This window comes from Mesorhizobium escarrei, assembly GCF_935825525.1.
GTDB classification, from domain to species: domain Bacteria; phylum Pseudomonadota; class Alphaproteobacteria; order Rhizobiales; family Rhizobiaceae; genus Mesorhizobium; species Mesorhizobium escarrei.
The window spans coordinates 44,455-69,222 of sequence record NZ_CAKXZT010000147.1; the positions used below are offsets into that span (position 1 = coordinate 44,455).

Here is a 24,768-nt window from a genome sequence, read left to right on the forward strand (position 1 = left end):
TCAGGCCTCCCGTGCGGCGCGCTGAATGGCACTGATGATTCGCACATAGGTCCCGCAGCGGCAGATGTTGCCGTCCATGTATTCGACGATCTGGTCGCGGGTCGGGTTGGGATTGCTCTTGAGGAGCGCCGCCGCCTGCATGATCTGCCCGGACTGGCAATAGCCGCATTGCGGCACCTGCTCGGCGATCCAGGCCTGCTGCAGCGGATGGCTGGCGTCCTGCGACAGGCCTTCGATCGTCGTCACTTCCATTCCGGCCACGTCCTGAAGCAGGGTTACACAGGACCGCGTCGGCTCGCCGTCGACGTGAACGGTGCAGGCGCCACATTGCGCGATGCCGCAGCCGAATTTGGTGCCGGTGAGCTTCAGATGCTCCCGTATCACCCACAAGAGCGGCGTATCTGGCGCGGCGGCAAGATCTACCGCCCGCCCATTGATCGTGAACGCTGTCATGACCCTTGGTCCCTTATCTGGCGCAATCATCTGGCATCATCCAGTGACGATGGCGACTTTATCCGAGTTATCCATGAAATTTTTCTGCGTAATTCACGACGACAACATATGAATGTTTCAAAAATTCCGATCATTACTGCATCGGTTGCCACATTGGCTGAGGCGTTGTTATAAAATAGCCAATTGAGGAGATGCGGTCTATGCTGTAAAGTCCGTAAAATCTTCGCAATCGTCCGGGACGCCTCATGGATCCGCTCTCAGATGTGCTGTCGCTGCTGAAGCCACGCAGTTATGTGTCCGCTGGCTTCGACGCGGGTGGAAACTGGTCGATCCAGTTCTCGGACCAGCACGAACGCATCAAATGCTACGCTGTGGTTTCCGGCGGGTGCTGGCTCTCCGTGGAAGGCGTTGCCGACGCGGTGCGCCTGGAGAAGGGAGACTGCTTCGTGCTGCCGAGTGGGCGGCCTTTCCGCCTCGCAAGCGACATGACTTTGACGCCTGTCGAAGCCGGCACGATTTTTCCTCCCGCGCGCGCAGGCGGCGTCGTGACGTATAATGGCGGCGGTGATTTCTTTCTTGTCGGTAGCCGATTCGCCGTCAGCGGCGATCATGCCGGCATCCTGTTGGGCATGCTGCCACCCATCGTCCATATCCGGAAAGAAACGGATCAGGCGGCGCTGCGCTGGTCGGTGGAGCGGATGATGCAGGAACTGCACGAGCCGCAGCCCGGCGGTGTCCTGGTCGCGCAACACCTCGCTCACATGATGTTGGTTCAGGCCCTGCGCCTTTATCTGGCGGAAGGGCTGGGAGGTGGCGTTGGATGGTTCTTCGCCCTGGCGGATAGACAGATGGCTGCTGCGATCAACGCCATGCATGACGATCCGGCGCATCGCTGGACGTTGCAGGAGCTGGCGCAGCGTGCCGGCATGTCGCGATCGACCTTTGCCCTGAAATTCAAGGAGATGGTTGGGACGTCACCGATGGAGTACCTGACGAACTGGCGAATGCTGCTGGCGGGCGACAGGCTGGCGAACTCCAGCGATCCAATTTCCGTCATTGCCCTGTCGCTCGGCTACGAATCCGAAAGCGCCTTCAGCACGGCCTTCAAGAGGGTCATGGACTGTACACCACGGCAATATGGCCGTGGCCGGAACCCCGCTTCCTCTTCAGCGTTCAACACGCGCCCAGAGGACACGGCCGCTGCCCGCTGGTTTGAAAGCCGGTTGATCCAGCCCGAGCCGAAGGGAATTCTCAGCCGCCGCTTAGCGCCCGCATCACATTCGGCAGCGCCGGCAGCGTCAACAAAACCGTGCCGGCAAGCCAGATAGACGAGACGACGATGCTCCTGGGGCGCGCCGACCACCGCTCATAGAGCGCGGCTGGCACGCCGGCGAGCATGATGGTCATCGTCGACAGGATCAGCGCACTTGCCATGTAAACGATCTGGCTTAAGGGAGGTGCCCAGCCCGGATACCAGACCGGATAGAACAGGAACACCATCAGCACCCACGGCGAAAAGATACCGTTGACGATGGCGACCGCCATGACCGGCACAAGTGCGTTTCTGTCCATTGCCTCAACCCCCCTGCGAAGCCATTGGCGCAATGCCGAAATTGATCAGCAAGACGAGATAGAACACGCGCAAGGCCATAAGCCAGAGCACGCTGAAGACGATCACCACCGGCTGGGTCAGGATCGACGGCGTAATGGTCCGCACGACCCTCAGGAACGGGTCCGTGACAGTCTTGAAGAAGCGCCAGATGTAGTTGTCCCAGCTTTCGGGCACGAAGAGACCGAGCACGAGACGCCCGATCAGCGTGTACATCAGCGCGGCGAGGATGAAATTCGGGATGTGGAAATACCAATAGGACCAGAAATCGTTCATATGGAATTTTCCAGGCAGCGGCGGCGCCGCGTTATGCCAGCGGCGCCCCCGAAATGAAAGCGGGGTCCGTCGCCGGACCCCGCCTCGAGCGCCGATCGCTATGCGCGATCAGGCAATCTTTTCTTCCATCATCTGCTTGCCCCGGGGTATACGGATTTCCTCGATGAAATCTTGCATATCCCGGGAGGGCGCCCTGGTGAGAAGGCTGACGATGATCATCACGGCGAAGCCCACCGGCAGTCCGAAAGTCGCCGACGAGATGTTCTTCACCCCCCACCACAGTTCCATGTTGGGCGTCGCCTTGTCGAAATCGGCGCCGTACTGGGTCATCACCAGATAGAAGAGGGTGATGCCGAAGCCTGCGATCATGCCGGCGACAGCGCCCGTCGAGTTGGCGCGCTTCCACCAGACGCCGAGCACCAGCGCCGGGAACAGGCCGCCGGCGGCAAGCGAGAACGCCCACGACACCATCGACAGGATGTCGGACGGCTTGGTCGACGCGACGTAGGCGGCCAGCACCGCGACCATAACCAGCAGGATGCGGGACACGATCAGGCGCCGCGACGTCGGCGCATTCTGGTCGATCATCTTGTAGTAGATGTCGTGGCTGAGCGCGTTGGCGATGGCCAGCAGCAGGCCGTCCGCCGTCGATAGCGCGGCGGCAAGGCCGCCGGCGGCGACGAGGCCGGAGATGACGTAAGGCATGCCGGCCATTTCCGGTGTGGCCAGCACGATCATGTCGGCGTTGAGGTTGATGTCGGCGAAGGAAAGTGCCGTCACGCCCTTTTCGGCGCAGGCAGCGACGATCGCCGCAGTGTCCGTCGCCGCCTGGCCGCAGATCTGCACGAGCGTATTGTCGGCAGCGGCCCAGCGCATCATCCATCCGGCTTTCTCGGCGATGTTTTCAGGCGTCAGCCCCGACGCCACCAGGTCGAGCATCGTCCACTTGGCGAACGCCGCATAGGCAGGCGCCGTGAAGTAGAGGATGAAGATGAACAGCAGCGACCAGGCGACCGAGACGCGTGCTTCACGCACCGACGGGGTGGTGAAGTAGCGCATCAGGACGTGCGGCAGCGACGCGGTACCGACCATCAGGCAGAGGATGAGCAGGAAGTAGTTCTTGGCATCGTAGCCGCCATGCGCGAATGGGGTGATGTGATGCAACGTGATGCCCTGCGCCGTCTCAAGCGCGGTGATGTTCGCCAGCGCCTGGCCCTGCATCAATTGCGGGATCGGAATGCCGGTCTTCACCGTGGACATCCAGATGGCGGGGATCAGATAGGCGATGATCAGCACGATGTACTGGGCGACCTGCGTCCAGGTGACGGCGCGCATGCCGCCGAGCATTGAGCACACCAGGATGCCGGCGAGGCCGACATAGACTGCTACGTTGAAGTCGATACCAAGGAAGCGAGCCGAGATCAGCCCGGTGCCGAAAATCTGCGCGACCACATAGGTGAACGAGCAGGAGAACAGAACGATCACGCCGATGAAGCGGGCGAGATTGCCGCCATAGCGCGCCGACAGGAAGTCGGGAACCGTGTAGGCGCCGAACTTGCGCAGATAAGGCGCAACGAGGATTGCCACGAGCACGTAGCCGCCGGTCCAGCCGAGCACGAAACCGAGGCCGTCATAGCCGAGCAGGTAGAGCGAGCCGGCCATGCCGATGAAGGAAGCCGCCGACATCCAATCGGCGCCGGTCGCCATGCCGTTGTAGAGCGCCGGTACGCGACGCCCGGCGACGTAATATTCGCCGACGTGCATGGTGCGGCTCAGGACGCCGATCACCGCGTAGATGACGATGGTAAAGCCCATGAACAGGTAGCCGATTACAACATTTTCGACGCCTATGGCGCTCAAGATAGCCATCAGGATAATGAAGGCTATGAAGCCGCCGGTGTAGAGGCTGTAGATGCGGCCGAGATTGGAGGTGAAGTCGCCTCCGCCTGCGGTGGTAGATGTCGTGTTAGCCATTGAAGTTCCCCCCGATCAATCTTCATTGACATGATGCTCTTCGTCGATCGCGTTCTGGCGCCGTGCGAACCAGAACAGCATGACGACGAAGGCGATGAGCGAACCCTGGGCGGCCATGTAGAAGCCGAGCGGAAAACCAAAAATGACGATGGTGTTGAGTTGCTCCACGAACATGTGGATGACGTAACCGAAGAACACCCACAGGCCCAGCATGACGAACATGAGGCTCTTGGTCTTGTTCCAATAACTTATGCGGTCTGGCGTCGCCATAGCGTTGAACCCTCCCTTGGTTGGCAGCTTGCGAACCGTCTCGACCACAAGGTGCCGTTTAAAGCTTGCCTCTTCCGCTGACGCGGAAGCCCTCCGGCATATGTTGCGGCCAGGTATAGAATCAGCCGACCGTAACTTTGTAGGAGTATCACTTTTTGTCGCAGCTGTTCATACGACTTTAGAATCGGTGAGAGGACTGAAGTATCGATGAGAGGACTTGAATCGGCAAGAGGACTGGCGGTGCGGCGTCGCGGAGGCTAAACGTTCAACATCGGTTGGAAACAAAACCGAAGGGAGAGCGCCATGGGCCTGCTGAACGACCTGTTGCCCGAGTTCCTGCGCGAGCCGCAGCCGATCGTCAGCGTCGACGACCTGGCTGACTTCATGGATTCGCGCGCCGCCTTCCTGGCCCAGAAAAGCATCGTCGAGTTCTGCCGCGTCAGGGCGGGGGTCTACTGGCAGAAGCTGTTCAGCGAGAAGGAGTTCCAGGCGGCGCTCAACCATTCACGCTGGCGCGCCTACCCTGCGTGTTACGCCATGATGGCGGAAATGGTGGAGGGTGCGCTGCGCGAACCCGCCGGCTTGCGCCAGCGGGGCTTGCCAGCGGCGCTGGAAAAAGTGGCCCTGGCAAGCTTCTCCAAATATGCCGTTCCGGAGGGCTCGCCCCCCACTTTCTGGGAGGACGCCGCCGAGCTCACACGTCAACGCCTCGCCGCCACTCAGATCGGTCCGCCGCGCCCGGTGCGCGAGATTCCCGAGCCGCTGGCGCGAACGGTTTTCGAGATGGTCCCGATCCACCCCAATCTCCTGACCAACGACTACGACTATATCTTCAACTTCCTGAGAATGAATCTGCTGCGCGCGCATGAGGATTTCCTAGAGCAGGCTGATCGCAGTGCGCTCGTCGACGAGTTGCTGGGCGCGGCGCGCATCTGAGTTTTGTTCCGCGCCGATTTCCAAGGCTTCCCCTTCGGCCTCGCGCCGTCCGAGCGTCGCCGGCTATGCGAACATCAGGTCCCGCACCAGGTCGGGGGCCGACTGTAGGCGCTTGATGAGGCTCTTGAGCTCTGCCTGCTGCTCGCGCGTCAGGGCGTTGATCTCAATGCGGTTGGATACCGGTATACCGGCGTAGATGTCATGCGTCTGCTGGCCGAGCAGCAGGCCGATCAGCAGGGAATGGCCGGCCAGCATCGCCTTCATGTCGGGCTCGCCGCCAATGTCCAGAGCGATCAGTTTCTCGAGCCGGGTATTTGTGCTCCGCTCGCGGATGCCGTGGCGAATTGCAAGCGTGCGTGCGGTCGCGACGATCGGAAAAAGGCCATGCTTCTTGAGGTCCAGCCGGCCATTTTCAAGCTGAAAGCCGCCAAAGACAGTGAAGGGATTGCCAGTCGTCATCTGCTCGCCGAGCAGCTTCGCGAACACCGGCTCGGCATGGGCGCGGACATAGGCATATTCGATGAACTGCGCGGCCAGTGTGGTGTCGCCGTGAACCGGCCGCAGATCGTAGACGATATCGACGTTGAGCAGGTCCTGAGGCCGCAGCCGGCGAACCCAATCCTCGACGCGCCCCCTCCAGGTGTCGAGGCTCCCGCGGAATGCGGCATTCGCGGCCATTACCCCGCCTTTGCAATACGGCACCCCTGAGGCGTCGAGCATGTCGGCGAGCTTGGCGCCGAGATTTTTGAACCAGCTGTCTTCGGGCCCGTCCGGCTCGCCATCTGCGAAGACGATTGCATTGTCCTGGTCGGGGGCCATCAGGCTTTCGCCACGGCCGCCTGAGCCGAGCACGAGCACGGCATAGGCGCAGGGCGGCGGGCCGTGACCTTCGATCTGCATCTGCTGTTCGGCAAGCACGGCGGCGCGGCGGGTAAGCGAGCAAAGTTCGTCGCTGATGATTTCCGCTACCACGCGTGGGTCGATTGCTTCGCCGAGGAGCGAACGTACCACGCCCGGCAGCATCGACCAGCTGGCCGCCAGTTCGGCGGCATCCCTGGCATGTTCGATCGTGTCGTCGAGATCGATGGCAGCGGCGGCGCGAAGCCTCAGCAGGTCGCGCGCCGAAAGCACGCCGACCAGCATGCCGCCGTCGTCGCGGACGGCGAGGTGGCGGACTTTCAGCCGATCCATGCGGCCGATCGCCCGATAAGCGAAGGCGGCGGCGCGGATGCTTATCAGCGGTCGCGTTGCGATGCTTGCGACCGGCATGTCAAAAGCCCGCTCGGCGTCGGACGATATGCGGCGCAGCAGGTCACGCTCGGTAACGATGCCATACTCCTCGATCGCTTGATCCGGCGTTCCTTGGTCGGACACGAGGACCGAGCTGATCCTGCGCTTGACCATGAGGTCGATGACCTGCCTTGTCGGTTTGGTCGACTTCACCACGACTGGCGGGCTGCTCATCAGGCTGCCGACGCGATGGCGATAGGCATAGGGATCAACCGGCTGAAACGCGGGGGCCTGGGGTCGCGACACCGGCTCGGCCCAGCCGGCGCGATGGCCGGCTTCGAGAGCGTCCGAAAGGGCAAGGCAGGCGACCTCGGCCTCTCCAAGTGTTCGGATGTTGCGCTTGCGCAACTCCGGAATCAACGCGGCAAAGATGTCTCCGGCCGCAATCGCATCGCCCAGAGCCGAATGCCGGCCGGCTATCTCCAGGCGAAGCCATGCGGCGATCGTTTCCAGCGAATAGTCTGCCAGATTGGGATTTGCTATGGTTGCAAGAAGCCGGACGCACAGCGCCCGAGGCTTTTTCCAGGGCAAACGGGCGCGTCGGCATTCGCGCTCCAGTACCGCCAGGTCGAAGCCGATCGAGTGGCCGACGAGGATGCGGTCGCCGACGAACTCCTGGAACTGCGCCCATGCATCCGGGAAGCTGCCGGCTCCGTCAACATCGGCATCGGTGATGCCGTGGACGAGCGAAGCCTCGGACGGGATTGCTTCACCGGGGTCGATGAGCAGATCGAGCTGAGATTGCCGGACGACCTTGCCATGCGCGATACCGATCGCGCCAATCTGGACCACGCGCGCCTTGGTGGCGTCGGGCCCGGTTGTTTCGGTGTCGACGGCGGCAGCCGCAATTGCTATCAGCGGTGTCGCGCCGCTCGCCGGCTTCAATTCCGTCTCCTTCGGCATAGCCGATAGCCTTCATCTGCCGGATGTCTTGCCGAGACAATGCCTGTCCGAGGCAGCGCGGCTTGCCATGCAACATAGAGCGCGCCGGCGGGCCGCGTCGATGGCCGTATTTCAGGCTGTTGCGTTCGCAAAGTTGCGCCGGGGAGTTGCGCGCCTCCACGTCCATGCTGAATCCCGAAGATATATCCGTCCTGGCGGCACATTCGCCCTAAAGTGATTTGATACGGTCGCAACGCTCGCACATTGTCGGCGAGTTTGCTGCCGAGGCGCCGATGGATGAGATCAGGCGGGTTGCTGTGGGGTGCATCGGGCGCGCCGTCATGTTCGGCTCGCTTGCCATCGGCTGTGTCATGGTCGGCTTCGCTTTCAACCCGGTGTCTGCATTTCGCTCCGGCGCGTTTCTCACGCTGACCATGGTTCTGGCGCTGATGTGGAAAGCCACGACCGCAGCCGGCAAGAACCCCAAGCACACCGAAGTCTGGCTCTACCTCGATGAGAAATCGCGCCCAGCCGATGCCTCGGCGCGACGGGTGTTCGGCACCATTATGGGCGACGTTTATAAACTCTACGCCCAGATCGCGCTCGGCGTGGCGGTTGGGTTCTTCCTGGTGTCGATCGTGCTGATGCTGTTGGGTCTGGAAGCTTACAGGCCGCCCGCCAAATAAGCGGCCGCGGCCCATTCCCGCCCTCCGCCTGCATGAGCCCGGCGTTTGCCATCGGGCCGATCGGCCTCGGAAGCGCCGCGCTAAGCAGCGAACGAACCAAATTGTTGTCTGATTGGAGAAAAATATTCCAAGAATCGCTGGAAAATAGCACTCGACAAAGTCTACCGATTTTATAGATTAACCGCCGAGACGGAGGTCGACATGTCCTATTTCCAGAACGCCCGGACTGCCCGCAAAGACGAGAGGCTCAGTTCTGAGCAGACTTGGCGGCCGGCCTATGCGGGCGCCTTTGCCTATCTCGTCTTTGCTCTTGCGTTCGTGTTCACCGGGGCAGTCGTTCTGGGTTTTATTCCCTGACTATGGAGCCCGAGTCATCGGGTCCTGACTTACAGGGGTAGCGATCTGCCGTTTCGCAATATCGGAGTTGAATGAACCGAATGCCGGTGCGCTTTCGCGCGCCCCTTGGCCCCAACGTGATGGAGGAGATGGCGATGCCGATCGAGTTCACGCATGTTCCCGGTAAAACTCACCCGGCCGACCCAGCCGCGCCGTTTTTCTACGATTTCGTGGAAACCGCGACAAAGCTGACGCTGATCGAGGACATCGGTTTCCAGAAAATCGTCGTCGACGATCCGGCCGGGCTGCTGACCAATATGGATATTGCCGCCCGGGCGCTGGACCGCACTTCTTCGCTCGAGGTCGTTCTCACGCATTGGGCTGGTGTGATCGAGCCGACGGTGGCGGCACGGCAATTGGCAGCGCTCGCCGCGAAAAGCGGCGGTCGGCTGTCGCTCAGGATGCTCAGCGAGCCGCTCAACGACGACGATGCCGAGGCACGTCCGGTCGGACACACGCTCGTCTGGCAGCGCGTCGATGAATATCTGGTGCTGCTGAAACGGTTGTGGTCGAACGACAGGCCGTTCGATCATGAAGGCGCCTTCTACAGCGTCAGGGGCGGCTATGTGCCGCGCAAGGGGCCGCGTAGCGCCGGCGTGAGCATCCGCATGGGCGGACGGTCCGGAACGGCGCTCAGGGTCGCCGGGCGGCATGCCGATGTCTTCGAGCTGACGCCGGGTCCCCTCGGAGAGATCCGGCAGTTGATGGAGCGGGTGCACAGTGCCGCCGCCGAACACGGCCGGGCCGGCAAGCTGCGTTTCGCGCTTCCCGTCCGGATCCGTGCGGCGGACAACGTCGCCTGCCAGAAGGCGGTCGAGATTGCTGGACCGCCGGCACAGGTCGCGTTGTCGCTGCTCCCTTATGCGGCACTGGGAATCGAGGAATTCATGATCGTCGGCATCGAAAGGCCGCGCGAGATCGCAACGGTGGGCCGTGAAACGATCGCGCTGCTACGCAACACTCTGGCGCGCCGCGAGGCCGATGTCCCTCAGCCCGGCGCGTTTGCGCCTCGCGTGATCCGGGAAGCACGCGCCGGCTGAACAGCAGCGACTTTGGCGGCGTTGACAGCCCCGCTGAAGTCGAACTTTCCTCATAGCGGTTGAAGCTTCCGGCGCCGAGGTCGACGTCGCGGAGGTTCTCGTGGTCGGGCGGTAGAGCCCTGGGTGGCGACATAGCGTCGACGGTTCCAAATGCGCTTTCGACGCGTTCCCGAATGTCGATCGGATCGAGAGTGGTGGTCGCCTCCTGCGCGACGCGTCGCCGCTGCCAAGCAGCAGGCAGCGACATCGCCGCGATCAGCAGGTTTCGGCGCGCAGTAATTTCATCTCGAATTCTTCCCCGACCAAACAGTCACCATCCCGGCACGCTCCACCTTCTTCGAATTTCGACGCAAATCCGGCGCGTCACGACATTTTGTTGACTCAAACAGCCGTTTTCATTGTTGACTAATAAACTCATGTTTCATAGTCAACCGGGCGTTGGCGACGTGCTCAGGGGAATTTTCGGTGTCGAGATGGCGTGTTTGCGCACCCCGTCACCGGCCAGCCCATCGGCTATGTGCAATGAGGCCACTGTGAGAATAAGGAAGAAGCCCTTGTCCAGACATGGTTTGTTCGCGGCGTTGCTCGCATCCGTCCTGTCGGCCGGCGGCGCAGCCACCCAGGAACAACCGGGTGCGGCCCCGGCGCTAGAGGCGCCGGCTCCCGCGCCTGGGCAAGCTGCGCCAGACGCGGCCGCGCCACCGGCGACGCAGCCCGGCGTGACCGCGCCGACCGAGACTAGGCCCGAGACGGGCCCTTCGACGGCAACCTCCCTGACCCTGCCGCGTGACCTGTCGCCATGGGGCATGTTCATGGCGGCCGACATCGTCGTGAAAGCGGTGATGGTCGGGCTGGCTTTTGCGTCCTTCGTCACCTGGACGATATGGCTGGCCAAATCGCTGGAGATCCTTGGCGGCAAGCTGCGCGCCCGCCGCGCGGTAAAGGCGATCGGCAATGCCGCGACGTTGAAGCAGGCCGGGCGCGCGCTTGGCCAAAATAACGGTCCTGGCGCCCTGCTGGTGCGGGCTGCCGAAGAAGAGACCGCGCTTTCGGCCGGCTCGCTCGACCATGTGTCCGGCGACGGGCTGAAGGAGCGGGTGACCTCGCGCCTGTCGCGCATCGAGGCGGCGGCGGCGCGGCGCATGTCGCGCGGCACCGGCGTGCTGGCGACGATCGGCTCGACCGCGCCCTTCGTCGGCCTGTTCGGCACGGTCTGGGGCATCATGAACGCCTTCATCGGCATCTCGCAGGCGCAGACCACCAACCTCGCCGTCGTTGCCCCGGGTATCGCGGAAGCCTTGCTGGCCACCGCAATGGGGCTTGTCGCGGCGATCCCGGCGGTGGTCATCTACAACGTCTTCGCGCGATCGATAGCCGGCTACAGGCAGATCCTCACCGACGCGTCGGCAGGGGTCGAACGGCTGGTCAGCCGGGATCTGGATTTCCGCACGGTCGCGCCGGCAAAGCAGATAGCCGCGCAATGAACACGGAGCGACGCCATGGCGGCTAGAATTCGAGACAACATCGACGGCGATCTCGAGGAAAACCACGAGATCAACGTCACGCCGTTCATCGACGTGATCCTGGTCCTGCTGATCATCTTCATGGTCGCGGCGCCGCTGGCAACGGTAGATGTCAATGTCGACCTGCCGGGCTCGACCGCAACGCCTGCGCCGCGGCCGGAGACGCCGCTGTTCCTGACGCTGAAGAACGATCTCAGCCTGGCAATCGGCAACGACACCGTGCCGCGCGCAGCCTTCGCCGCTGCGCTCGCCGGCAGGACAAAAGGCGACAGGCAGACGCGCATCTTCCTGCGCGCCGACAAGGCGGTCGGCTATGGCGAACTTATGGAGGTGATGAACCTTTTGCGGGGCGCCGGCTATCTGAAGATCGCGCTGGTCGGCCTCGAGACCGCGCCCGGCGATGCCGCGGCGTCGCAAGTCGGAACCGGCCAATAATGTCGCCGGCGGCCGCCCTGCCGATGGCCGATCAGCGGCGTTTCGGCGTGCGCGAGATCGCCTGGTGGGCGGGCGCGGCTGCGCTGGTCCTGATGGCGCATGCCGCGATCGGCTATGCGATGCAGAGTTGGCGGCCGGCCGAGCCCAATGGCGGGCCGCCGCAGGCGCAGGTGATCGAGTTGTCGCCGATGGCGCTCACGTCGGCCGAGCCGGCGCCGATGACGGAGGAGATAGCGCCCGATCAGCCGGATCCGGCCGAGGAGCCCGAGACAGTCGAAACGGAGCCTCCGCCCGAACCGCTCGTCGAGCAGGCAGAGCCGGTCGCCGAACCGCCGGAAGCCGCTCCGGTCGACACAATCGAGCCCACCCCGCCGACCGTGGCCGAACGGGTCGATCAGCCGCCGCTCGAGGAGGTCGTGTCGGACGTTGCCGAGGCCGTCACGCCGGAAGTGGTCATTCCGCTACCGCAGTCGAGGCCGGTCGAGGCACCCGTCGAGACCAAGACGAAGAAGCAGGCGAAGGCCACGGTGAAGGAGCCGGCCGAGGTCAAGGCGAGGAAGCCGGTCGAAAAGGCCAAAAAGCGCCCGAAAAAGGAAAAGGCCGCACCGCCGCGGACGACGGCCAGTGTCGCTGCGACATCCGCAGCCAGGGCGGCCGCACCGAAATCGGCCAAAACGGCGGCTTCGAGATCCGGCGTGAGCCCGGACAGATGGAACTCGCGGTTGCGTGCGTGGATAAGACGGCACACAAACTATCCGAGGGCGGCAAAGGCCCGGCGCGTGGAAGGTAGTCCGAGCGTGACCTTTACGATCGACGCGTCCGGCCGGGTCCTATCCGCCCGGCTGGCTCGTTCCTCCGGCGATCCAGACCTCGATAGCGCGGCGCTTAGCACATTACAGGGCGCCTCGGTGCCCAAGCCGCCGCCGGAACTCGGCTCCCGCATAACCCGCACCGCGCCGTTCACGTTCGCCCTGCGAAATTAGGCGACCCGCCGATGCAGGGGCACTGAGACGGTCTGTCATCTGGTTGTCACATGCTGGCCATATACATCCATAATTCCGGATTCCAGGATGCATGGATAAGAACACCGCCCTTCTCGCATTGGCAGCGCTTGGCCAGGACACCAGGCTCGAGGTGTTTCGCCTGCTGGTGCGGGCGGGCGCAGATGGTGTGCCTGCCGGCGAGATCGCCGCGCGCCTCGGTAAGGTGCAGAACACAATGTCGGCGCATCTGAAGGTTCTCGACCATGCCGGTCTCGTCCGCGCCGAGCGTGACGGCCGGTCGATCCGCTACGTCGCCGACATGACCGGTTTTCGCGATCTGCTTGCCTATCTCATGGAGGATTGCTGCAACGGCGCGCCGGAACTCTGCCAGCCGGTCATTCAGGCCGTGACTTGCAACTGTTAGAAGGGAGGACCACCCATGAATGACCCATACAACGTGCTTTTTCTCTGCACCGGCAATTCGGCACGGTCGATCCTTGCCGAGGCGATCCTCAACCGTGTCGGCGCCGGCAAGTTCAGGGCATATTCGGCCGGATCGCACCCGAAGGGAGAAGTCCATCCCTACGCGCTCCAGCTGTTGAAAACCCTCAACCACGACACGTCCTTCGCCCGTTCGAAGGACTGGCAGGAATTCGCGGCTCCCGGCGCCCCCGAGATGAATTTCGTTTTCACCGTCTGCGACAACGCGGCCAATGAATCCTGCCCGGTCTGGCCGGGACAGCCGATGACGGCGCACTGGGGCGTGCCCGACCCGGCCGCCGTAGAAGGCACCGACGCCGAAAAGCACCTGGCGTTTGCCGAGGCCTATCGCATGCTCAACAATCGGATCTCGATCTTCGTCAGCCTGCCGATGAACACGATCGACAAGCTCGCCCTGCAGAAACGGCTCGATGAAATCGGCCGCGATCTGCCGAAGGCCGGCTGACATCATGGCGGCTGACCTGTCCCGCCGCATCGTCGCGGAAGCGCTCGGCACGGCAATGCTCGTCGCGACGGTCGTCGGGTCCGGCATTATGGCGGATCGTCTGACGGATGATGTGGGTCTCTCCCTGCTCGGCAACACGCTGCCGACTGGGGCGATCCTGGTGGTGCTGATCACCATACTCGGACCGATTTCCGGAGCGCATTTCAATCCGGCGGTGACGCTGGTTTTTGCTCTCAGGCGGGAAATCGAAGCGAACGCTGCACTGGCCTATGTGATCGCCCAGATTGTCGGCGGCGTCGCCGGAACGCTGCTGGCGCACGCCATGTTCGAACTGCCGATTCTCCAGATCTCGCAAACCGTGCGGACCGGAAACGGACAATGGATTGCGGAGTTGGTGGCCGCCTTCGGCCTGGTCTTCACCATTCTTGCCGGTCTTCGCTTCCGTTCGGATGCCATTCCATGGCTGGTCGGCCTCTACATCACCGCGGCCTATTGGTTCACGGCTTCGACCTCGTTTGCCAATCCGGCCGTCGCCGTCGCCCGCGCTCTTTCCAACACCTTCGCGGGCATCCGGCCGATAGACCTGCCGGCGTTCATCGTCGCCGAGCTCCTGGGCGCGCTGCTTGCCATGGCCTTGGCAGGCTGGCTGCTCAGTGACCCTAAACCAATCAGACAGATGAGAGCCGCGAAATGACCATCACCATCTACCACAACCCCGACTGCGGCACCTCGCGCAACACGCTCGCCATCATCCGCCAGTCCGGTGAAGAGCCTGATGTGATCGAGTATCTAAAAAACCCGCCGTCGCGCGAACGGCTGGTCGAGCTGATCAAGGCGATGGGGATGACACCGCGCGAATTGCTGCGCGAGAAGGGTACGCCGTACGCCGAACTCAATCTCGGTGACCCCAAATGGACCGACGACGAGATCGTCGATTTCATGCTGGCGCATCCGATCCTGATCAACCGGCCGATTGTCGTCACACCGCTCGGCACCGTGCTTGCACGACCGTCTGAAGCGGTTCTCGACATCCTGCCCAATCCTGAGATCGGGCCGTTCACCAAGGAAGACGGCGAAGTCGTCATCGACGCGCAGGGCAAGCGCGTTGCCTGACCCGGTGCCCGAAGGTTCCTTGCCGAACGTGGACGAAGACCAGTTCCGGCCGATCGACCTGCAGGCGCTGCTCGGACGATCATCCTGGTCAGTCTCACAAGCGGCTCCGGTTGGATACTGGTATACGGTTAATTCGAGAATTTTCGAAATAGTATTGACGCGGCGTTGTGTCGGCGCTAGTTTATTTTCATGAAACTCGAACAAGCAGCAAAACAGCTCGAAGCGCTCGGCAATCCGACGCGGCTCAAGCTTTATCGCACGCTGGTCCGGGCAGGCGAAACAGGACGACCGGTCGGTTATCTGCAGGACGCCCTCGGCATCGCTGCGTCGACCCTGTCGCATCATCTCCACCGGCTCATCCTGACCGGCCTGGTGACCCAGGAACGCCAGGCAACGACGCTGATCTGCCGTGCCAATTATCCTGTGATGAACGATCTCCTTGGCTTTCTTGCCGATGAATGTTGTGCCGATGCCGCATGCGGACTTGCTGTCGGCGAGGCGGCTGCGTAACTTTTTTGACCAGTATTTCTATAGTCCTAGAAACATAGAAGGTGTCCATGGTTTCTGAAAACGATCTCCCGGTCGCCATCATCGGTGGCGGACCTGTCGGCCTGGCGGCCGCCGCCCAACTGGTCAGCCGCGGCCTTTCGGTCAATGTCTACGAGGCCGGTTCCGCGGTCGGCTCGAACCTTCTGGATTGGGGCCATGTGCGGGTTTTCACGCCATGGCGCTATTGTGTCGACGCGGTCGCGCGAAAACTTCTCGAGAGCCACGGCTGGCAAATGCCGGAGCCGGAGGCGTTCCCTACCGCCGATGAAATCGTCTCCCAGTACCTCGCGCCGCTGGCAAAACTTGCCGAACTGGCGCCGTCGATCGAGACCAACGCCCGTGTTGTCGCCATTTCCCGCTGGGGCGCCGACAAGGTCCTGAGCAAGGCGCGACAGAAGCGGCCGTTCATGCTGCTGGTCGAAACGGCGAAAGGCACGCGCCGGGAAAGCGCCCGTGCCGTGATCGATGCGTCGGGCACCTGGCAGACGCCGAACCCGCTCGGCGCGGGCGGCTTGCCGGCCGAAGGTGAGGATGAATTTGGCGACCGCATCGCCTACGGCATCCCAAATGTTCTCGGCCGCGACCGTCATCACTATGCAGGTCGCACGACATTGGTGGTGGGCGCCGGCCATTCCGCCGCCAACGCCTTGCTGGAATTGGCGGAGCTTGCGCAAACCGAGCCCGGCACTTCGGCACTATGGGTAACGCGCAGCACCGACCTTGTCCGCATCTACGGCGGCGGCGATGCCGACGCCCTGCCGGCGCGCGGCGAGCTTGGTTCGGACGTCCGGCAGCTGGCCGAGAGCGGACGCGTGCGGCTGGTGACCGGCTTTGCCATTGTTGCCATTCGCGAGGTCGACGGCCGTCTCGCTGTCGAAGGCCAGGCAAACGACGGGTTGCGCAGGCTCGGACCCGTCGACCGGATCATCGCCGCGACCGGGCAGCGCCCCGATCTCGCCTTGACCCGGGAGCTTCGGCTGGACCTCGATCCGTGGCTCGAAGGCGTCAAGGCGCTGGGGCCGCTCATCGATCCCAATGAGCATTCCTGCGGCGACGTCCCGCCGCATAGCCATCGCGAGCTCAGCCACCCCGAGCCAGATTTCTACACTGTCGGCGTCAAAAGCTATGGCCGGGCGCCGACCTTCCTGCTGCTGACCGGCTATGAGCAGGTCCGCTCGGTCGCCGCGGCGCTCGCCGGCGACATGGCTGCCGCCGATGCCGTGCAGCTGGTGTTGCCCGAGACCGGCGTCTGCACGGTGCCGGTATCACTTTCAGGCACATCATCTCAGGGTTGCTGCGGCGGGCCGGCGCCGGCTGTTGTCGATGCCTGCTGTGTCGATGACGCCAAGGCGAAGGCGAGCGGCAAGTCAGGCTGCGGCTGCGGCAGCACGCAAGCGATCGCAGCAGTGCGCAGCGACGATCTCGAGATCGCCGCTCAATGAGCGACCGGAAAATCCCGGCTGCCGCGCTCTGGGCGTTGGGGCTGACGCAGATCATCGGCTACGGCACGCTCTATTACAGTTTTAGCATCCTGGTGCCGTCCATCGCGCTTGAGCTCGCCTGGCCGGAACAATGGGTTTTCGGCGCCTTGTCGGCGTCGCTGCTGGTGGGTGGACTTTTTGCGCCGACAGCGGGGCGCTGGGCCGATCGTTTCGGCGCCGGCCGGGTGATGACCTTTGGTTCGCTTGCGGCCGCAGCAGCGCTTGTCGCTTGCGCGATAGCACCAGGCCGGGTGAGCTTCGTGGCGGCGCTGATGGCGATGGAGCTGGCGTCTGCCTTCGTGCTCTACAGCGCCGCTTTCGTCGCCATCGTCCAGATCGGGGGCGCCAGGGCGCAGCGCAGCATCACCCATCTGACACTGATCGCCGGCTTCGCCTCGACCCTGTTCTGGCCGCTGACGGCGGCACTGCACGAATACCTGACCTGGCGCGAGGTCTATCTGGTCTTTGCCGGCATCAATGTCGCAGTCTGCCTGCCCATCCACGCCTGGCTGGCGCGGCTGTCGCGTCGGGTGGACAAAAACCCTTCGGCGACAGCTGCGGCGATCGGCCCGGCGAGCGGTCCGGTCGCCTTCACCGCGCGCGACCGCAGCAGAGTGTTTCTGCTGATGCTTGGCGGCTTCGCGATCGAGGGTTTCGTGCTGTCTTCGATCCTCGTTCACATGGTGCCGCTGACGACGGCGCTCGGGCTTGGCTCCGCCGGGCTCGTCGTCACCACGCTGTTTGGCCCGTCGCAGGTGGCAAGCCGGTTGATCAACATGCTGTTCGGCGGCCGGCTGGCACAGACCTGGCTCGCGGTCATCGGCGCGACATTGCTGCCGCTCGGCCTTGTCGCCCTGCTGGCGACGACACCGTCGCTGCCCGGAGCCATCGCTTTCGTCATCCTGTTTGGATTGGGCTCGGGCCTCGCCAGCATCGTCGGCGGCACGCTGCCGCTGGAATTGTTCGGACGGGAGCGCTACGGCGCCCGGCTCGGCTGGGTGACGGCCGCGCGTCAGTTTTCGTCCGCGCTTGCGCCATTTGCCCTTGCCATGGCGATGGCAGGCTTGGGCGTCCAGCCATCGCTCTGGCTGACCGCTGCGGTCGGCATGCTCGGCATACTGGCTTTCTCGGCAATCATCCTGATCAGGCGGCAGCCTCTTGCGCCCGTGATGCTTACGTCAGCGAACTGACGCCGCGCGCAGCGTCGAGCTGTGCGCAACGTCGAGCCGCCGGCCAAGGGCGCTCGACGGGCTGTGATGCGGTTGATAAGCCCTCTCCGCAAGGAGAGTCGAGACATGACCGTTGCGATCGAGATGGGCCACACCACCGCAGGCGCCCCGGTGGCGCTGGACCTTGAGGAGCTGCTGGCGACGCGCCTATTGGTGCAGGGCAATTCGGGCTCCGGCAAATCCCATCTGCTGCGCAGGCTGCTGGAGCAGAGTGCCCCCTGGGTGCAGCAGACCATCATCGACCCCGAAGGCGACTTCGTCTCGCTGGGCGATCGTTTCGGCCATTTGGTCATCGATGCCGAGGAGCACACCGAGCGCGGCCTGCAGAGCGCCGGCGAGCGGGCGCGCATCCACCGCGTCTCCACGGTGCTCAATCTCGAAGGGCTCGATGCCGAGAACCAGATGCGGCGCGCCGCCGCCTTTCTCGGCGGGCTGTTCGAGGTCGCCCGCGACCACTGGTACCCGATGCTGGTGGTGGTCGACGAGGCGCAGCTGTTCGCGCCGGCCGTGGCCGGCGAGGTTTCCGACGAGGCGCGCAAGCTCTCGCTCGGCGCCATGACCAATCTGATGTGCCGTGGCCGCAAACGCGGGCTGGCCGGGATCATCGCCACCCAGCGGCTGGCCAAGCTCGCCAAGAACGTCGCCGCCGAGGCTTCCAATTTCCTCATGGGCCGAACCTTTCTCGATATCGACATGGCGCGCGCCGCCGATCTTTTGGGCATGGAGCGGCGCCAGGCCGAGGCTTTTCGCGACCTGGAGCGCGGGCAGTTCATGGCGCTCGGCCCGGCGCTGTCGCGCCGTCCGCTCGGCCTGCGTATCGGCCCGACGGATACAAGTCCGCGCAACGGCACCCCGCGGCTGATGCCGCTGCCGGAAGCGGCGTTGGAGGACGCCCGCGCCATCATCCTGGCAGCCCCGCCGCCCGAAACCGTCCGGCCGCAGCGCCGGTCGTCCCCGGACCTGCTCGATCAGCTGATGGCGGCAAAGTCGGCGGCGCTGGAAATCCGCCCCGAACCGGTGGAGCCGCCGATCAGCGCTGAGGATCTGGCGGAGCGGCGTGAGCGCGTCGACCGGGTCCTGCGCGCCGTGCTGGCGCAGCCCGACGCCGGGTTCCGGGTCATCGGCGTGCTCTATCAGGAGTTCGTGGTCCGCTGTCGCATAGAAGGCCTTGCCTCGGTGGTGCCGGACCTGCCCGCCTTCCGCCGCATGCTGACCCGCGCCCGCGCCGGGCTCGGCTCCGACATGGCAGGCGGCGATGACGCCTGGCAGGACGTCTCGGCGCGCGCCTCGCTGCTGCCCGAGGATATGCAGGGCGTGTTCATGATGATCGCCCGCGCGGCCAAGGAGGGCTGGCCCTGCCCGAGCGACGCAGCGATCGCCCGTGCCTATGGCTCGCACTCGCTGCGCCGCGCCCGGCGCCTGCTGACCTATATCGAGGAACAGGGGCTGATCGTCTGCCAGCTCGACGGGATTGGAAGGCGGACAGTAACGCTGGTCGAACTGGCCTGGGCGACGGCGCCGGGGGATCCTAATGCGGAGGAGGCGGAGCAGGGGAGCTTGGCTGTGTGAGAGCTGATGCGGTCTGGGCGAAAGCTGACGTCGCTCAACATCAGCAAAGCGCCGCCAAGAGCGGTCATCGCCGAACCGCTACTCAGACGTCGCGTTTCGGTCGATAGCGGACTGGCACTGAGGCTTGGATTTTTTTGGAGCGGACCTTGGCCTCCGTGGGCATCGACGTGATCTGACCCGCTCCGGGCCTTCGTGTCGATTCGTCGGAGGGGCTGCAATAAAATGGATTGCGGACTTGCAGGCAGGTAACCGCGAGGTCCTTGGTACCCGTGAAGGATGCGTGACGCGGTCAGGCTGCTTGCCGTTCCATTTGCGGTCGCCGCCTGAGGCGGAAGGCGCCTTCTGACGCACCACCAACCTCCAACGGGGTTGATCCGGACCTGGTGCCGCGACATGTTTGGTGTGAGATCGGAGCAGCGTTTGCTTCAAAAGGCCGCCGCCTTTGTTCTCGACGTCGTGGGCCAGGAGAGGTTCATGAGTGCTCTAGCCCAGTGCCGAGCGTTGCTGGCCGCGTTTCTCGCGAGTGCTGCCTCCTTCGTTTCGACATCGGCGCCCGCCCAGGACCGCGCAGCCGAGCGTGCGGCCATGATCGAGACGATAAAGGGACACGCCCGCTCCGGGGGACACAGTATCGATCCGGCGGTGCTCAAGACGATGGGCACAGTGCCGCGCGAGCGTTTCGTACCCGAGGCGCAGCGCGGCGCGGCCTATCATGACCGGCCCCTGCCGATCGGGCACGGTCAGACGATCTCGCAGCCCTTTATCGTCGCGCTTATGACCGACCTGATCAATGTTCAGCCTGGCGACACCGTCCTCGAGATCGGCACCGGCTCGGGCTATCAGGCAGCCGTCCTGTCGCCCCTCGCCGCCAAGGTTTACTCGATCGAGATTATCCCGGAACTGGGCAAGAGGGCAGCGGCACGACTTGCGGTGCCCCGCTTCGACAACGTCGAGGTGAAGGTGGACGACGGCTACTACGGCTGGCCTGAGCACGCGCCCTTCGACGGCATCGTCGTGACCGCGGCTGCCAGCCATATTCCGCCGCCGCTGGTCGAGCAGCTCGCTGAAGGAGGTCGGATGGTCATCCCCGTGGGAGGCCCCTTTGCAACCCAGTTTCTCATGCTCGTCGAGAAGCGACGAGACGGAGGCATCACGACCCGGCAGCTGCTGCCGGTGAGCTTCGTTCCGCTGCGGGGAGGTCCCTCCCGGTGAGGGCGGGCCGCATGCTACCAGTCGGTCTCATTTCGGCAGCGGTTATCGGTTATGAATTGCTGCTGATGCGATTGTTTTCGATCGTTCAGTGGCACCATTTTGCCTACATGATCATCAGCATCGCGCTTTTGGGCTTCGGCGCGAGCGGTACGTTCATCGCGCTTGCCCAGCGCTGGCTAGTGGAGCGCTACCCGGCTGCTTTCGCGGCGTCGGCAGCGCTGGTCGGCATGACCGCGGTCGCCAGCTTCGCCATCGCCGAACGTCTGCCGTTCAACGCGCTCGAGATCATCTGGGATCCGCGACAGCTCGGTTGGCTCGCGGCCAACTATGCGCTTCTGATCCTGCCGTTCTTCTTTGGCGCGACCTGCGTCGGCCTTGCTTTCTGCCGCCATCCCGGACAGATCGGACGCGTCTACGCCTTCGACTTGGCCGGCGCAGGGATCGGTGCGCTGGGTATCGTCGGGCTCCTGTTCCTGGTCTTTCCATCTACGGCACTGCGTTTCGTTGCAGCGCTGGCATTCGCGGCGGCTGCTTTTGCCGCGTTCGGCATGGTCCGCCATCGGTGGCTCGCAGCGGGCGGCCTTGGGTTGGCAGCGGCGTTCGTTGCAGTGTCGCTACCGCTGTCCTGGGTGGCCCCCGAGCCGCATATGTCGCAGTATAAGGGCCTCCGCATAGCCCTGGAGGTTCCGAACGCGCGGGTGATCGAGGAGCGGTCGGGCCCGCTCGGGTTGCTGACGGTTGTCGAGAGTCTGACCATCCCCTTCCGTTATGCGCCTGGCCTCAGCCTTGCCAATACCCAAGAGCCGCCTGCGCAACTCGCCGTCTTCACCGATGGCGACAGTATTACGGCGATCACCGCCTATGGAGGCGATCCGGCGAAGGTCGCCTATCTCGACCGGACAACGGCGGCGCTGCCGTACCGCATCCTCGAGCGGCCGCGGGTGCTAATCCTCGGCGCCGGGGGCGGCGAGCAGGTGCTGCTGGCGCTGCGCGCCGGGGCCGATACCGTGAATGCGGTAGAGGTCAACCCGCAAATGATCGACTTGGCTCGGAATCGCTTCGCCGACTTCGCTGGCGGTATCTTCAGCCGACCGAACCTGCACTTGCATTTGGCCGAGGCGCGCGCCTTCGCTGCGACTGCTGGCGAGCGCTACGACCTGATCCAGATGCCGCTCCTCGATTCCTTCACCGCGGCCGCGGCCGGCGTGCAGAGCTTGCATGAAAATTACACCTATACCGTGGAGGCAATGCGGGATTACCTCGCGATTCTCGGACCAGATGGTGTCGTCGCTATCACACGATGGCTGCGAGTGCCGCCGCGTGATAGCCTTAAGCTGTTCGCCACCGCCATAGCAGCGCTCGAGGCGGAAGGCGTGGCCGAGCCGGACCGGCACCTGGCGCTGATCCGGAGCTGGAATACCGCAACTTTGCTCGTCGCCAAGTCGCCGTTCAAAGGCGAAGACATTGCGGCCATTCGCAGCTTCGCGGCCGAGAACTTCTTCGACATCTCCTGGGTGCCAGGCATCTCCGCGAGCGACGTGAACCACTTCAACCAGCTCGATCAGGAACATCTCTACGAGGGAGCCCTCGCCCTCCTCGGCCCTGAGCGCGCCGACTTCATCGAGCGCTACAAGTTCGCCATTGCACCGGCCACCGACAATCGGCCCTATTTCTTCGACTTCTTCCGCTGGCGCGCCCTGCCCGAACTCCTAGCCCTGCGCACCCAGGGCGGGGCAGCGATGCTCGACTGGAGTTACCTGATCCTCGTGACGACTCTGGTCCAGGCTGCCATCCTCAGCGCCGTCCTGATCCTCCTGCCGCTATGGATTCGCAGAAACGCGCTCGGGAAGGCTTTGCACCGGCTGCGCTTCGGGCTCTACTTCCTTGCCTTGGGGCTAGCCTTCCTCTTCATCGAAATCGCCTTCATCCAGCGCTTTGTGCTGTTCCTCGGTCATCCGTTCTACGCTGTCGCTGTCGTGCTTGCGTGCTTCCTCGCATTCGCCGGTCTCGGTAGCGCTGTTGCCGCACGCTGGGCCGCGGCGGTTGGGCGCGGGTCGGCGGTGCGCGGCATCGCCCTCGCTGTCGGGGTTATCGCGGTCCTGGCTGCCACCTACCTTCTCGCGCTGCCCTCAGTATTCGAAAGGCTGCTGGCGTTCCCGGACGCCGCTAAGATCGCGATCGCGCTCGTTCTCATAGCGCCGCTCGCTCTTTTTATGGGCATGCCGTTTCCCCTCGGCCTCGGGCATGTCGGCGCGCGTTCGGAGACATTCATTCCCTGGGCGTGGGGAATCAACGGCTGTGCGTCCGTGCTGAGCGCGATTCTCGCCACGCTGCTTGCAATGCATGTAGGGTTCTCTGGCGTCGTGATGATCGCTGTGGTCCTTTATCTTGTCGCCCCAGCCTTGCTTGCAAATCGGCTCACGATCCGAACCATGATCCCTTTCCGGTCGTGAAATTCTTCACTGCTGGCCGGGGCGCCATCGACCGGATCACCTCCGCACTTGACTCTGAATTGGTTGCCGAGGTGCTCCGCCGACGGCATAACGCTCTTGATGGTCACCCAAGGCAATGCGTCTCGCCAGCCGCGCCGTCTTCATACATGAAGGCCGCATCCACGAGATCGGCCCGCCCGGCAAGGCCTTCGCCAGCTCTAACATGCCCGAGCGCCGCCCATTTCCTCGGCGTCAATTAATCCGGTGACCGGACTAGATGCGTATCGTCTATTTGACCCGCTCGACGTTACAATGGTGAGCCTGGCGCTAGCTTTCCCGGCACGCGCAAAAAAAGGGTGGGAGCCTATTCGGAGCTCGCCAGCACCCCCTACCGATCCTCAATAATCCGCAAATACGCCGCCGTAACAAACAGCACGATCAGACCAAACAGAATCCGCCGCGCGCCTTCGGGCATTTGCAGGATGGTCAGCAGCGTCGTCAGCACGGTGAGGATCAGCGCCCCGATGATGGTGCCGGTGTAGCCGCCGCGGCCGCCGAAGATCGAGGTTCCGCCGATCACGGCGGCTGCCACCGAAGGCAGCACCAGCGGCTCGGCCAGCGACAGCGACGGCGCCTTGATCAGGCCGATATAGAGCAGGCCGGTGATGCCGGCGAGGACACTCGATATGACGTAGAGGGCTGTGATCACCTGCCAATAGCGGACGCCGGACAAGCGTGCTGCCCCTTCATTGTCGCCGACCGCGTAAAGAAGACGGCCGAAGCCGGTGCGATTCAAGGCGAAGACGATGAGGATGGCGATAGGCACGAACAGCAGCAGCGCGTTGGGCACGCCATAGGTGAGGCCGGTGCCGAGCCAGGCCAGGAAGGGCGGAATCTTGGCGCCCGAAGCGATGACGGTTCGCTGGTAGACCTGCAGGCAGCCGGTGCCGATCAGGCTGGTGCCGAGCGTCATGATCAGCGGGTGCACGCGAAAAACGCCGACGCCGATGCCGTTGACCAGGCCGATCAGCACCGCCGGCACCAATGCGATGAGAATCGCCACCGCCGGATCATGGTTGACGACCTGCGTCGCCATGATGAAGGCGCTCATCGTCGCCACGGTCCCGACCGACAGATCGATGCCGCCGGTCAGCATGGTCATGGTCTGGCAGCCGGCAAGAATTGCCAGCGGGATGGCGAACTTGACGGTGTTGGCGAGCCAGCGCTCGTTGACGATGCCGGGGCGCAGGAACTGCAGCACCACCACCAGGATGACCAGCAGGATGATCAGCGGGATCAGCGGCCGGTCGGCCATGAGGCGCTTGAGGCGGCGGCCGAAGGGTACCGGTTGGATCGCGGTTGTGCTCATGAGATTGCTCGCGATTGGTTTTGCCCGATGCCAGGAGGGGATGGCGTTCTACGGCGCCCCCCTCTGTCCTGCCGGACATCTCCCCCACTTGGGGGCAGGGCTATCGCATTTGAGT

25 protein-coding genes and 1 pseudogene are annotated in these 24,768 nt (G+C 63.7%); 19 read left to right on the forward strand and 7 right to left on the reverse strand.

Annotation, left to right across the window (positions count from 1 at the left end; all coding sequences use genetic code 11):
• Complete coding sequence (locus NMG80_RS25330) at nucleotides 1–453, reverse strand: (2Fe-2S)-binding protein (protein ID WP_254020634.1); 453 nt, start codon at nucleotides 451–453, stop codon at nucleotides 1–3.
• Nucleotides 454–698: 245 nt separating this feature from the next.
• Between NMG80_RS25330 and NMG80_RS25335 the strand changes: the two genes are divergently transcribed.
• A complete protein-coding gene (locus NMG80_RS25335) occupies nucleotides 699–1,781 on the forward strand; it encodes an AraC family transcriptional regulator (RefSeq protein ID WP_254020635.1) in 1,083 nt (360 codons plus the stop codon).
• Here NMG80_RS25335 and NMG80_RS25340 read toward each other — a convergent pair.
• The 4 genes from NMG80_RS25340 to NMG80_RS25355 all read right to left on the reverse strand — a co-directional run bounded on the left by NMG80_RS25340 (nucleotide 1,705) and on the right by NMG80_RS25355 (nucleotide 4,582).
• A complete protein-coding gene (locus NMG80_RS25340) occupies nucleotides 1,705–2,025 on the reverse strand; it encodes a hypothetical protein (protein ID WP_254020636.1) in 321 nt (106 codons plus the stop codon). The genes NMG80_RS25335 and NMG80_RS25340 overlap by 77 nt on opposite strands.
• Before the next feature lie 4 nt (nucleotides 2,026–2,029).
• Nucleotides 2,030–2,338 carry a YggT family protein gene (locus NMG80_RS25345; protein WP_254020637.1) on the reverse strand — a complete coding sequence of 103 codons (309 nt, stop codon included), beginning with the start codon at nucleotides 2,336–2,338 and terminating at the stop codon, nucleotides 2,030–2,032.
• A 108-nt stretch (nucleotides 2,339–2,446) separates the two neighbouring features.
• The gene (locus NMG80_RS25350) at nucleotides 2,447–4,312 is read right to left on the reverse strand and encodes a sodium:solute symporter family protein (protein WP_254020638.1); all 1,866 of its coding nucleotides are present in this window, start codon (nucleotides 4,310–4,312) and stop codon (nucleotides 2,447–2,449) included.
• A gap of 15 nt (nucleotides 4,313–4,327) precedes the next feature.
• The gene (locus tag NMG80_RS25355) at nucleotides 4,328–4,582 is read right to left on the reverse strand and encodes a DUF4212 domain-containing protein (RefSeq protein ID WP_254020639.1); all 255 of its coding nucleotides are present in this window, start codon (nucleotides 4,580–4,582) and stop codon (nucleotides 4,328–4,330) included.
• Between the two features lie 303 nt (nucleotides 4,583–4,885).
• Here NMG80_RS25355 and NMG80_RS25360 point away from each other — a divergent pair, with 303 nt between their 5' ends.
• Complete coding sequence (locus NMG80_RS25360; RefSeq protein WP_254020640.1) at nucleotides 4,886–5,518, forward strand: hypothetical protein; 633 nt, start codon at nucleotides 4,886–4,888, stop codon at nucleotides 5,516–5,518.
• 63 nt (nucleotides 5,519–5,581) lie between these two features.
• Here the strand turns inward: NMG80_RS25360 and NMG80_RS25365 are convergent, their stop codons facing one another.
• Nucleotides 5,582–7,711, reverse strand: coding sequence for a DUF294 nucleotidyltransferase-like domain-containing protein (locus tag NMG80_RS25365; protein ID WP_254020641.1), 2,130 nt, complete (start codon nucleotides 7,709–7,711; stop codon nucleotides 5,582–5,584).
• Nucleotides 7,712–7,983: 272 nt separating this feature from the next.
• Between NMG80_RS25365 and NMG80_RS25370 the strand changes: the two genes are divergently transcribed.
• The 17 genes and pseudogenes from NMG80_RS25370 to NMG80_RS25450 all read left to right on the forward strand — a co-directional run.
• Nucleotides 7,984–8,376, forward strand: coding sequence for a hypothetical protein (locus NMG80_RS25370; protein WP_254020642.1), 393 nt, complete (start codon nucleotides 7,984–7,986; stop codon nucleotides 8,374–8,376).
• Nucleotides 8,377–8,577: 201 nt separating this feature from the next.
• Complete coding sequence (locus NMG80_RS25375) at nucleotides 8,578–8,733, forward strand: hypothetical protein (protein ID WP_254020643.1); 156 nt, start codon at nucleotides 8,578–8,580, stop codon at nucleotides 8,731–8,733.
• Nucleotides 8,734–8,867: 134 nt separating this feature from the next.
• Entirely contained in the window at nucleotides 8,868–9,812 is a 945-nt protein-coding gene (locus NMG80_RS25380) for an LLM class flavin-dependent oxidoreductase (protein WP_254020660.1), read from the forward strand.
• A gap of 554 nt (nucleotides 9,813–10,366) precedes the next feature.
• Entirely contained in the window at nucleotides 10,367–11,296 is a 930-nt protein-coding gene (gene exbB, locus NMG80_RS25385; protein WP_254020644.1) for a tonB-system energizer ExbB, read from the forward strand.
• 15 nt (nucleotides 11,297–11,311) lie between these two features.
• Nucleotides 11,312–11,770 (forward strand): TonB system transport protein ExbD, encoded by a 459-nt coding sequence (gene exbD / locus NMG80_RS25390; protein WP_254020645.1) that lies wholly within the window; start codon nucleotides 11,312–11,314, stop codon nucleotides 11,768–11,770.
• A complete protein-coding gene (locus tag NMG80_RS25395; protein ID WP_254020646.1) occupies nucleotides 11,770–12,753 on the forward strand; it encodes an energy transducer TonB family protein in 984 nt (327 codons plus the stop codon). Before exbD ends, NMG80_RS25395 begins: the two co-directional genes overlap by 1 nt.
• A gap of 91 nt (nucleotides 12,754–12,844) precedes the next feature.
• The gene (locus tag NMG80_RS25400) at nucleotides 12,845–13,177 is read left to right on the forward strand and encodes an ArsR/SmtB family transcription factor (RefSeq protein WP_254020647.1); all 333 of its coding nucleotides are present in this window, start codon (nucleotides 12,845–12,847) and stop codon (nucleotides 13,175–13,177) included.
• A 15-nt stretch (nucleotides 13,178–13,192) separates the two neighbouring features.
• Complete coding sequence (locus tag NMG80_RS25405) at nucleotides 13,193–13,699, forward strand: arsenate reductase ArsC (protein ID WP_254020648.1); 507 nt, start codon at nucleotides 13,193–13,195, stop codon at nucleotides 13,697–13,699.
• A 4-nt stretch (nucleotides 13,700–13,703) separates the two neighbouring features.
• Nucleotides 13,704–14,393, forward strand: a complete 690-nt coding sequence (locus tag NMG80_RS25410) for an aquaporin (protein ID WP_301943387.1) — start codon at nucleotides 13,704–13,706, stop codon at nucleotides 14,391–14,393.
• Nucleotides 14,390–14,812 (forward strand): arsenate reductase (glutaredoxin), encoded by a 423-nt coding sequence (gene arsC, locus NMG80_RS25415; protein ID WP_254020649.1) that lies wholly within the window; start codon nucleotides 14,390–14,392, stop codon nucleotides 14,810–14,812. The genes NMG80_RS25410 and arsC overlap by 4 nt, the downstream gene beginning before the upstream one ends.
• Nucleotides 14,813–15,001: 189 nt before the next feature.
• Entirely contained in the window at nucleotides 15,002–15,322 is a 321-nt protein-coding gene (locus tag NMG80_RS25420) for an ArsR/SmtB family transcription factor (RefSeq protein WP_254020650.1), read from the forward strand.
• 47 nt (nucleotides 15,323–15,369) lie between these two features.
• Complete coding sequence (locus tag NMG80_RS25425; RefSeq protein WP_254020651.1) at nucleotides 15,370–16,803, forward strand: NAD(P)-binding domain-containing protein; 1,434 nt, start codon at nucleotides 15,370–15,372, stop codon at nucleotides 16,801–16,803.
• On the forward strand, nucleotides 16,800–18,032 hold the full coding sequence (gene arsK / locus NMG80_RS25430) for an arsenite efflux MFS transporter ArsK (protein WP_254020652.1): 1,233 nt from the start codon (nucleotides 16,800–16,802) through the stop codon (nucleotides 18,030–18,032). The genes NMG80_RS25425 and arsK overlap by 4 nt, the downstream gene beginning before the upstream one ends.
• Before the next feature lie 105 nt (nucleotides 18,033–18,137).
• Nucleotides 18,138–19,640 carry a helicase HerA domain-containing protein gene (locus NMG80_RS25435; RefSeq protein ID WP_254020653.1) on the forward strand — a complete coding sequence of 501 codons (1,503 nt, stop codon included), beginning with the start codon at nucleotides 18,138–18,140 and terminating at the stop codon, nucleotides 19,638–19,640.
• A gap of 420 nt (nucleotides 19,641–20,060) precedes the next feature.
• Nucleotides 20,061–20,852, forward strand: a complete 792-nt coding sequence (locus NMG80_RS25440) for a protein-L-isoaspartate(D-aspartate) O-methyltransferase (RefSeq protein ID WP_254020654.1) — start codon at nucleotides 20,061–20,063, stop codon at nucleotides 20,850–20,852.
• 11 nt (nucleotides 20,853–20,863) lie between these two features.
• Nucleotides 20,864–23,305 carry a spermidine synthase family protein gene (locus NMG80_RS25445; RefSeq protein WP_254020655.1) on the forward strand — a complete coding sequence of 814 codons (2,442 nt, stop codon included), beginning with the start codon at nucleotides 20,864–20,866 and terminating at the stop codon, nucleotides 23,303–23,305.
• A 29-nt stretch (nucleotides 23,306–23,334) separates the two neighbouring features.
• A pseudogene (locus NMG80_RS25450) lies at nucleotides 23,335–23,552 on the forward strand (amino acid ABC transporter ATP-binding protein); the annotation flags it as partial.
• Between the two features lie 120 nt (nucleotides 23,553–23,672).
• Here the strand turns inward: NMG80_RS25450 and NMG80_RS25455 are convergent.
• Nucleotides 23,673–24,653, reverse strand: a complete 981-nt coding sequence (locus NMG80_RS25455; protein WP_254020656.1) for an ABC transporter permease — start codon at nucleotides 24,651–24,653, stop codon at nucleotides 23,673–23,675.
• Between the last annotated feature and the right edge of the window lie 115 nt (nucleotides 24,654–24,768).